Origin of the sequence: Pandoraea sp. B-6 (genome assembly GCF_000282835.1) — a bacterium.
Lineage (GTDB): Bacteria > Pseudomonadota > Gammaproteobacteria > Burkholderiales > Burkholderiaceae > Pandoraea > Pandoraea cepalis.
The window spans coordinates 21,562-30,048 of record NZ_KB290539.1 but is presented as its reverse complement, the minus strand read 5'-3'; the positions used below and the strand labels follow the sequence as shown (position 1 = coordinate 30,048).

Here is an 8,487-nt window from a genome sequence, read left to right as displayed (position 1 = left end):
GGCTGCACCAGGTGCCATCCGCGCCCCTGCAGCCACGGCGCTGCCGACGCCAGCAGCCGCAGCCCCGACGCCAATGGCAGCGCCTGCGGCCCCCAGCGTTGCTCCGGCCATCGCACCGGCTCCAAGCTGTGGCCCGCCGGACACCAGCCCGGTGGCAATGCCCGGCCCGAAGATGCCCAGGGCCAGCATGGACAGCGAAGCCAGCATGATGACCAGCGCCTGGTCGATGGAGGGCTCGGCACCTGCGGGAATCCTGAACTCGGCAAACAGCCCGGTGCCGATCCCCACGATGACCGCGAGCACCAGCACCTTGATGCCCGAAGACACCACATTGCCCAGCACCTTCTCGGCCAGGAACGCCGTCTTGTTCCAGAGGGCGAACGGCACCAACACGAAGCCCGCGAGCGTGGTCAGCTTGAACTCGATCAGCGTCACGAAGAGCTGCACCGCCAGCACGAAGAAGCACAGGAGGACGATGCCCCACGCGAGGAACAGCACCACGATGGAGGTGATGTTGACGAACACCTCCGGGAAGCCCGCCATCTGCTTGATCTGCTCCAGGATGGGGGCCGCCGCGTCGATGCCGGTCTTGGCCAGCCGCCCCGGCTGCAGGAAGTTGCCCATGCTCACGCTGGAACCGCTGGCCGTCAGGCCCAGCCCCGCGAAAGAGCGAAACACCACGCCCGCGAGCATGTTGAAGTTGCCGATGATGTAGGCGAAGGCGCCCACATAGAGCACCTTGCGGATCAGCTTGGCGATCACGTCCTCGCCCTGGCCGCTGGCATGGCCCATCGCCCAGAACAGTCCGGCGAGCGTCATGTCGATGACGATCAGCGTGGCTGTCAGAAACGCCACCTCGCCCTGCAGCAGCCCAAAGCCCGAGTCGATGTAGCGCGAGAAAACATCGAGAAAGCGGTCGATGACCGATACGTCGTTCATGGCCCGGCCCCGTCAGCGGTTGTAGAAATCGACGGGGTGCGGCGTGTATGGCGTTCCAGAGCCCAGAAAGCGCCGCGTGATTTCGCGCCCGCGCTCCGTGGCCGCGGCCTGCCGCGCCTGCTCCAGCGATACGGCGCGATCCTGCGTGAGCTGCAAGCGTTGCGTCTGGATCGACTGCTTGGCCTGCAGGGCCAGCAACTGGTTCATGGCCTGCATCGCTTGCAGCGCGCCCACGGCCGATTGGCTCTTACCCACGAGGTCAGCCAGCACGGCCTCGTCATCCTTGAGGTTCTGCGAGGCCTGGGCCTGCATCTGCATCGCGGTCTGCAGGCTGGTGAGCGTGTTCTTCCAGCGTTCCTGCGTGTCCCGGTACATCTGGTCGCCGCTCACGGTGGCAGCGTACTGCTCGGGATACAGGCGCTTGAACTCCTTGTCCATGTTCGTCACGTCGTAGGCCAGGCCCTTGGCCTGGTCGATCAGCCGCTGGGTCAACGCCAGGTTGGCGCGCAACTGACCGACCACGCTGGATGGCAAGCTCGCCAGGTTGCGCGCCTGGTTCTCCAACATCTTGGCCTCGTTCTGCAACTGCTTGATCTGGTTGTAGAGCTGCTGCAGCGTCTGGATGGCCGTCAGCATGTTCTGCACGAAGTTGGACGGATCGAACACGATGAGGGCCGCCGCGGGCTGGGCGAACATCAGGGAGCCGGTCAGGACGGCGGCGATTGCGGCGGGAAGGATGCGGGTTTTCATGGTGAGTTCTCCTGCGGGTGGGAAGGAAACGAGGACAGCAGTTCGGCGGCCCAATGCAGGCCGCGATGGCGCAGCCAGGTGGCCGCGAACGGGGTGGAAGCGGAAGATGTGGAGGTGGTGGCGGCAGCGAGCACCGCGTCGATGTCGCGCTGGTCTTGCGGCGTGGACGCACCCGCGAAGGCCAAGGTCGCGGCGCCCAGGTCGAGGTCGAACAGGCGATTGCCGAGACGCGACTGGTAGTAGTAGTCCCGCTTGGGCTGTGCAGTCGCCACGATCTCGATCTGGCGGCTGTTGAGCCCGAAGCCTTCGTAGATCGTGCGAATCTGCGGCTCGGTCGCCTGCGGGTTGGGCAGGAAGATGCGGCTCGCGCAGCTCTCGATGATGGCCGGCGCGATGCTCGAATCCTTGATGTCCGCCAGGCTCTGCGTGGCAAAGATGACGCTGACGTTCTTCTTCCTGAGCGTCTTGAGCCACTGGCGGATGTGCGCCGCAAACACCGGGTCATCGAGAAACAGCCACGCTTCGTCGAGGATCAGCAGCGTCGGCGCACCGTCAAAGCGTTCATCGAAGCGCGCAAAGAGGTAATGCAGCACGGCCATGACAGCGGCCTTGCTGTGCATCAGTTCCTCCATCTCGAAGCACTGCACGGAACCAGCGCCCAGGCGATCCGAATCCGCATCCAGCAACTTGCCGTGTGCGCCACCTAGCACATAGGGCGCCAGCGCTTGCCGCAGTGCGTTCGATTGCAGCAAGACGGAAAGCCCGGTCATCGTGCGCTGCTCCAGCGGAGCACCGGCGAGACTGCCGAGTGCCGACCAGATGGCCACCTTCTCGTCGGGGCCGACCGCGACACCCTCATGCCGCAAGCGGCCTTCGAGCCATTCGGCCGCCCAGGTGCGATAGCCCTCGCGGTCGATGCGGGCGAGCGGCTGGAAGGCAATTTCTCCATCCGTGCCCAGGTCGTAGTGCTCGCCGCCCAAGCCCAGGATGGTGGCGCGCATCGAGCGCCCCATGTCGAAGGCGAAGATGCGCGAGCCGCGATAACGACGGAACTGCATCGCCAAGGTGGCGAGCAAGACCGACTTGCCCATGCCCGTGGGGCCGGCCACCAAGGTATGGCCCACGTCGCCAATGTGCGTCACCAGCCGGAACGGCGTTGCCCCCTCGGTGCGCGTGACGATCAGCGGCGGGCCGTCGAGGTGGTCGTTCTTCTCCGGCCCGGCCCATACGGCGGACACCGGCATCAGATGTGCCAGATTCAGCGTCGAGATGATGGGCTGGCGCACGTTCGCGTAGGCGTGCCCCGGAATCGACGATAGCCAGGCATCCACGGCATTGAGCGTTTCGGGGATCGTCACAAAGCCGCGCCCCTGGATGACGCGTTCCACCATGCGCAGCTTCTCATCGGCCTTCGCCGGGTCGGCATCGAGCACCGTCACCGTGGTGGTGACATAGCCGAAGGCCACTTGGTCGCTGCCCAGCTCCTGCAACGCCGCATCGGCATCCGCCGATTTTTTGCTCGCGTCGGTATCGACCAGCGGGGTTTCCTGCTGGAAGATGGTTTCGCGCAGCAATGCGATGACGTTCTTGCGCTTGGCGAACCATTGGCGGCGCAGGCGGGAAAGCTCCTTTTCCGCATCGGCTTTGTCGAGGCACAGGAACCGGGTTGACCAGCGATACGCAAAGCCGAGGCGGTTGAGGTCATCCAGAATCCCCGGCCAGGTCGAGGTCGGGAAGCCGCGCACCGTCGCCACGCGCAGGTGCTGATCGCCCAGCATGGGCGCCAGCCCGCCAATGAGCGCGGAATCGGCCAGCAGCGCATCGAGATGGAATGGCACTTCCGGCACACCGACGCGATAGCACCGCGTGGAGATGGTCGAGTGCAGGTAGGTCAGCGTCTGGCTGTCATCGAGCCACGCGATCTCCGGCATCACGCCATCGAGCAGGTCAAAGATGCGATCCGTTTCCGCGACGAAGGCCGTCAGGCGCTCGCGCCAGTCCACGCCTTCGGTCGGACGGTTCTCGTAGAGCAGGCCCGCCGCGCGGGCGCGTGCCTCCTCGGGCGGCAGATACATCAGCGTCAGGTGGTAGCCGCTCTCGAAGTGGTTGCCCGAGTCCTGGAAGGCGGCGCGGCGTTCCTCGTCTACCAGCCACGACAGCGGCTCGGGAAACTCCGAGTGCGGGTAGTTGGCGGCGGGCCGGCGCTCGGCTTCGATGAACAAGGCCCAGCCCGAACCCAGCCTGCGCAACGCGTTGTTCAATCGTGCTGACGTAGAGATCAGCTCGCCCTGCGTGGCACTGTCGAGGTCGGGGCCACGAAAGCGCGCCGTGCGCTGGAACGAGCCATCCTTGTTCAGCACGACGCCCGGCGCAACCAGCCCGGCCCAGGGCAGCCAGTCGGCCAGCAATGCGGGCCGCTGGCGGTATTCGGCAAGGTTCAGCATGGCATTCCCCTCACACGTCCAGCAGCGGCCGGTGCTTGATGTGGCGGGCGAAGACCTGCATGAACTGCGGATCGACGCGCGCGCCCCAAACCGCCAGCGCATGACCGACGATCCAGAGCACCACGCCGGGAATCCACATCTGCAAGCCCAGGCCCACGGCAGCGGCCAAGGTGCCGTTGGTGATGGCCACGGTGCGCGGAGCGCCGCCCATCAAAATCGGCTCGGTCAGCGAGCGATGCAGCGGCACCTCAAAGCCGGGAGCGAAGCCCTGCACGCCATCGTGGGCCGCGTTCATACGACGGCCCCGCCCGAGAAGCTGAAGAACGACAGGAAGAACGAGGACGCGGCAAACGCGATCGACAGACCGAAGACGATCTGGATCAGCTTGCGGAACCCGCCCGAGGTATCGCCGAAGGCCAGCGCCAGGCCCGTGGCGATGATGATGATGACCGCGATGATCCGGGCCACCGGCCCCTGGATGGATTCGAGGATGGATTGCAGCGGCCCTTCCCAGGGCATCGAGGAACCCGCGGCCTGGGCGGTGCCCGCAAGCAGCAGCATCAGCGCCGCGAGCATCAAGCCTTGCATGGCCGGGCGAGCCAGGTTATCCAGCCGCGCGGGCCGGCGAAGAGGATTTGCGGAAGTACGGAAAGCAGGAACGATCATCTGCGTCATGGCAGTTCTCCAGAGTGGTCAGGGGACGGGGAGGAAAGGTCGGACTGCGGCAGCAGCTCCGGGAATGGAGCCTCCAGTGCATCCGCCAGTTGGTAGCCCACGCCATCGAAGCCGACGACGCGGGCGATGCTCTCGATGCGGCGCTTGCGCCCGCGCCCGGCGATGTGGATGACCACATTGACCGCTTCCGCGATCAGCGCACGGGGCGGGTTCACCGCCACTTCGAGAATCAGTTGCTCCAGGCGCAGCAATGCGCCCAGCGCGGAGCCGGCGTGGATGGTGGCGACGCCGCCTGGATGGCCGGTGCCCCAGACCTTGATGAGATCCAGCGCCTCGGCGCCGCGCACCTCGCCGACGACGACACGATCCGGGCGCAGGCGCATCGAAGACCGCACCAGCTCGGTCATGGACACCACGCCCTGGCGTGTGCGCAGCGGTACGTGGTCGCGGGCTGCGCATTGCAGCTCCACCGTGTCTTCGAGCACCAGCACGCGGTCGCCGGTGGCGGCGATCTCGGCCAGCAACGCATTGGCCAGGGTGGTCTTGCCGGTACTCGTCCCACCGGCGATCAGGATGTTCTGGCGCTCGCGCACAGCGCGCACCAGCAGGCCCGCCTGTGCGGCGGTCATCATCCCGTCCTCGATGTAGCGCGACAACGGGATCACGCCGAAGGCGCGCTTGCGCAGCGCGAAGGCTGGCCCCGGTGCAGCGGGCGGCAGGATGCCCTCGAAGCGTTCGCCGGTTTCCGGCAGCTCGGCTGTCAGCAGTGGCTGACCCCGATGCACTTCGGCGCCGACGTGGGCAGCCACGAGGCGGATGATGCGTTCGCCATCGGCCTCGGACAGCTCCACGCCCATCGGCGCGCGGCCCGTGGACAGGCGATCCACCCAGAGCGTCCGGTCGGGATTGAGCATGATTTCCACCACGTCCGGGTCTTCGAGCGCGGCAGCGATCAGCGGCCCCATTGCCGTGCGCAGCATCTGGATGCGGCGATCCAGCGATGTGGCCGTGAAGGAGGAAGGAACGGCGCTCATGAGGCTCGCTCCTGTGCTTCGGCCGTGTCCGCCATCCGCATCGGATCGGGATTCAGTTCGTCCACCACGTCGCGCACCAGACTGCGCCCACGCAGCAGGTGGCGGCCAAGCTGTTCGACAAACTGCTCGAAGCGGGCCTTGCCCTGGGCGCGGGCGGCGTCCTGATGGGCCTCGGGAACAGGTGTGCTGACGGTCAGGAAGTAGCGGATGAACAGCGCCAGCGTTTCGATGGCAATGTTCTGGTCGCGCTCCAGGCGCTCGGCGTGGCGCGACAGGCGATCCAGTCGCTTGGCGATGGCGGCTTCGCGCTGGTCGCCAGCGTCGGGCGACAGCCACGATGCAAGCGCTGCCGCGACGATGCTGGACTTGGACACGCCCTTGGCGGCGGCCAGTTCGTCGAGCCGCCTGGCGTGCTCGGGCTGGATGAAGAGATTCAAGCGGTGCTGACTCATAGCGCGATTCCGTCGTCAGGGTCGAGGGATGCCAGCCGGGCCGTGCGCTGCAGGGCCGGGTCGAGCTGGCGCGGGAGGGAGACCGAAAGAGGCAAAGGCATGTCGTCGTCATCGAGCAGCCCGAGGTCGGCTGCGGGCGCAACCAGGTCGGGGTCGTAGGCGACGGTCTCGGAGAGTTCGGGCTGACGGCGCGGGCCGCCGTCATCGGTCGAACCCAGGTGCTCCAGGCCATCGGCCGATGCCGCGGCCGGTGCGACGGGCACGGCGGGAATCGCCAGCCCACTCCAGTCATCCGCACGGGCCGGCGGCACGTCGGCATAGCGCCCCGCGGCGAGCACCGGCGGCGGCAGCACCCGTCGCTTGAAGTTGGCGTCCGCGTAGTAGCGCAGCTTCCTGGCCTTGATCGGCGCCACGCTGGAGACCATCACCACCGCCTCGTCGGGCGGTAGCTGCATGACTTCGCCGGCCGTCAGCAGCGGGCGGGCTGTCTCCTGCCGTGACACCATGAGGTGCCCCAGCCAGGGCGCGAGCCGATGGCCGGCATAGTTGCGCTGCGCGCGCAGTTCGGTGGCGGTTCCCAGTGTCTCGGATATCCGCTTGGCGGTGCGCTCATCGTTGGTGGCGAAGGTCACGCGCACATGGCAGTTGTCCAGGATCGAATGGTTCTGGCCGTAGGCCTTATCGATCTGGTTCAGGCTCTGCGCGATCAGGAAGCTGCGGATGCCGTAGCCCGCCATGAAGGCCAGCGCCGTCTCGAAGAAATCCAGCCGCCCGAGCGCGGGGAATTCATCGAGCATCAGCAGCAGCTTGTGGCGGCGCTCGATGCCATCGGAGCCGTCAAGCGATTCGGTGAGGCGTCGCCCGATCTGGTTGAGGATCAGGCGGATCAGCGGCTTCGTCCGCGAAATGTCCGAAGGCGGCACCACCAAGTACAGCGACACCGGATGCTCGGCCGCGATCAGGTCAGCGATGCGCCAGTCGCAGCGCGACGTGACTTCGGCCACCGTAGGGTCGCGGTAGAGGCCCAAGAACGACATGGCCGTGGACAGCACGCCCGAGCGCTCGTTGTCGCTCTTGTTGAGCACTTCGCGCGCCGCTGAAGCCACCACCGGATGCGGGCCACCACCCTCCTCATTCACGAGGTGGGGCGTGGTCATCATGCGGTGCAAGGTCAGATCGAATGGGCAGGCAGGATCGGAAAGGAAGTTCGCCACGCCGCGCAGCGTCTTGTCTTCGCCCGCGTAGAGCACATGCAGGATGGCTCCAACCAGCAGCGCATGCGAAGTCTTCTCCCAGTGGTTGCGCCGCTCCAGTGCGCCTTCTGGATCGACCAGGATGTCCGCGATGTTCTGCACGTCGCGCACCTCATGCCCGCCGCGCCGCACTTCGAGCAGCGGGTTGTAGGCCGCCGACTGGCTATCCGTCGGGTTGAACAGCAGGCAGTGCGAGAAGCGCGAACGCCAACCTGCGGTAATGCTCCAGTTCTCGCCCTTGATGTCGTGGATGACGGCGGATGCGGGCCACGACAGCAGGGTCGGCACCACTAGGCCCACACCCTTGCCCGAGCGGGTGGGCGCGAAGGTCAGGACGTGTTCCGGGCCTTCATGGCGCAGGTACTGCTGGCGATGCAGGCCGAGGAACACGCCCGCGGACTGGTCAAGGCCCGCTTTGTGAATGTCCTCCGCGTTGGCCCAGCGCGCAGAGCCATAGGTCGTGACCAGCTTGGACTGGCGCGAGCGCCAGATCGACATGCCGATGGCGACCAGCACCGCGAACAGGCCACTGCCCGCTGCAATGACCCCGCCCACGTCGAAGACATGCGGCGCGTAGGCATCGAAGAAGAACCACCACTCGAACAGGCGCCACGGGTGATAGACCGGCGTGCCGAGGAAATCGAACCACGGCGATCCCAGGCGTAGCTGGTACCCCAGAGCCGCTGCCGTCCATTGCGTGGCGCTCCACACTCCGGCGATCACGATGCCGAATACGACGGCAATCTGACCGAACAGCACGTTCGTCCCTTGCATGATCCTGCCTCCGAGAACGGCACAACAACGTGCCGCCCCTATCAGGATCAATGCCATAGGGAGTACCGGTCAAAGACTGAAATCGCCGGGATTAAGGCTTAAAAAGCCATAGTTCTTGCTGTGGCGAAGACAATAAAAATGCCGCAGGCACAAAGGCGCTGCGGCG

The 8,487-nt window shown here is 66.1% G+C and carries 8 protein-coding genes; all 8 read right to left on the bottom strand.

What is annotated here, in order from left to right; genetic code table 11:
• The coding region (trbL, locus tag A985_RS0116965; protein ID WP_017234569.1) for a P-type conjugative transfer protein TrbL at positions 1-939 on the bottom strand (939 nt) is incomplete at its 3' end.
• A 12-nt stretch (positions 940-951) separates the two neighbouring features.
• Positions 952-1,689, bottom strand: a complete 738-nt coding sequence (trbJ, locus tag A985_RS0116960) for a P-type conjugative transfer protein TrbJ (protein WP_008642622.1) — start codon at positions 1,687-1,689, stop codon at positions 952-954.
• Positions 1,686-4,133 (bottom strand): conjugal transfer protein TrbE, encoded by a 2,448-nt coding sequence (gene trbE / locus A985_RS0116955; protein ID WP_008642621.1) that lies wholly within the window; start codon positions 4,131-4,133, stop codon positions 1,686-1,688. The genes trbJ and trbE overlap by 4 nt, the downstream gene beginning before the upstream one ends.
• 10 nt (positions 4,134-4,143) lie before the next feature.
• Positions 4,144-4,428: a VirB3 family type IV secretion system protein gene (locus A985_RS0116950; protein ID WP_008642620.1), complete on the bottom strand. Its 285-nt coding sequence runs from the start codon at positions 4,426-4,428 to the stop codon at positions 4,144-4,146.
• Positions 4,425-4,808: a TrbC/VirB2 family protein gene (locus tag A985_RS0116945; protein ID WP_008642619.1), complete on the bottom strand. Its 384-nt coding sequence runs from the start codon at positions 4,806-4,808 to the stop codon at positions 4,425-4,427. Before A985_RS0116945 ends, A985_RS0116950 begins: the two co-directional genes overlap by 4 nt.
• On the bottom strand, positions 4,805-5,842 hold the full coding sequence (gene trbB, locus A985_RS0116940) for a P-type conjugative transfer ATPase TrbB (protein WP_008642618.1): 1,038 nt from the start codon (positions 5,840-5,842) through the stop codon (positions 4,805-4,807). The genes A985_RS0116945 and trbB overlap by 4 nt, the downstream gene beginning before the upstream one ends.
• The gene (locus A985_RS0116935) at positions 5,839-6,294 is read right to left on the bottom strand and encodes a ribbon-helix-helix protein, CopG family (protein ID WP_008642617.1); all 456 of its coding nucleotides are present in this window, start codon (positions 6,292-6,294) and stop codon (positions 5,839-5,841) included. Before A985_RS0116935 ends, trbB begins: the two co-directional genes overlap by 4 nt.
• The gene (locus A985_RS0116930) at positions 6,291-8,321 is read right to left on the bottom strand and encodes a conjugal transfer protein TraG (protein WP_008642616.1); all 2,031 of its coding nucleotides are present in this window, start codon (positions 8,319-8,321) and stop codon (positions 6,291-6,293) included. The genes A985_RS0116935 and A985_RS0116930 overlap by 4 nt, the downstream gene beginning before the upstream one ends.
• Positions 8,322-8,487 lie beyond the last annotated feature (166 nt).

Bases quoted from the DNA above. Each gene is read 5' to 3' on its own strand.
- trbJ (WP_008642622.1), bottom strand. From the start codon at position 1,689: ATGAAAACCCGCATCCTTCCCGCCGCAATCGCCGCCGTCCTGACCGGC.
- A985_RS0116950 (WP_008642620.1), bottom strand. From the start codon at position 4,428: ATGAACGCGGCCCACGATGGCGTGCAGGGCTTCGCTCCCGGCTTTGAG.
- A985_RS0116930 (WP_008642616.1), bottom strand. From the start codon at position 8,321: ATGCAAGGGACGAACGTGCTGTTCGGTCAGATTGCCGTCGTATTCGGC.
- A985_RS0116945 (WP_008642619.1), bottom strand. From the start codon at position 4,808: ATGACGCAGATGATCGTTCCTGCTTTCCGTACTTCCGCAAATCCTCTT.
- trbB (WP_008642618.1), bottom strand. From the start codon at position 5,842: ATGAGCGCCGTTCCTTCCTCCTTCACGGCCACATCGCTGGATCGCCGC.
- A985_RS0116935 (WP_008642617.1), bottom strand. From the start codon at position 6,294: ATGAGTCAGCACCGCTTGAATCTCTTCATCCAGCCCGAGCACGCCAGG.
- trbE (WP_008642621.1), bottom strand. From the start codon at position 4,133: ATGCTGAACCTTGCCGAATACCGCCAGCGGCCCGCATTGCTGGCCGAC.